1 protein-coding gene is annotated in these 698 nt (G+C 42.0%); it reads left to right on the forward strand.

Going from position 1 to position 698, the window contains the following annotated elements; all coding sequences use genetic code 11:
• Positions 1 to 80: 80 nt before the first annotated feature.
• Positions 81 to 698: IS110 family transposase (locus M3200_RS09100; protein WP_288178266.1), on the forward strand; the 618-nt coding region annotated here is incomplete at its 3' end.

The following is a 698-nucleotide window of genomic DNA, read 5'->3' on the forward strand; positions in this document are numbered from 1 at the left end:
AAAAAACTAGTTTGAGTGGTAATAAGTGTGTGAAGGATTAGCGTCTACCAACTACAAATATCTTTTATAGGAGGTCACTTATGATCTGTGTAGGTATTGATGTATCCAAGAGAAAAAGTACGGTGTGTTTCATGGCGCCTGGCGACAAGATCATCCGCAGGCCCTTTGATGTTAAGCACACAAAAGAGGAACTTCAGCCTCTGGTCGATGAAATTCGGGTACAAGCAAAGTATGACGAGATAAAAGTCGTCATGGAATCAACAGGTGTCTATCACCTGTCGATAGCCTATTTCTTGCAGCAGAATGGGATTTTTGTATCTGTCGTCAACGCTCTGAAGGTTGCTAATTTTAATAAGGCAGAGAACTTCAGACACACAAAGACAGACTCCATCGACTCCACGAATATTGCCAGATATGGAATCGCTTATTGGGCAAAGTTACCGCAATTCGATCTTAATGGAGATAAGTATTTCCTCTTGAAGAGACTCTGCGATGCTTATCTTAACTTTTCGGAGGAAAGAAGCCGCATCCTTCTCCAGCTGCAAAGTCAATTGGAGCAGACCATGCCAGGAATCTTCGATCTTTTCGGAGGATTCGACATAAACAGCGGTAAAGACAAACTGCTGGATTTCCTGGAAAGGTATTGCCACATTGAGGATATTATTGCTAAATCGGAAGCAGAATTTGTCGCATCTTAT

The organism is Dialister sp. CAG:357, assembly GCF_000435155.1.
Lineage (GTDB): Bacteria > Bacillota > Negativicutes > Veillonellales > Dialisteraceae > Dialister > Dialister hominis.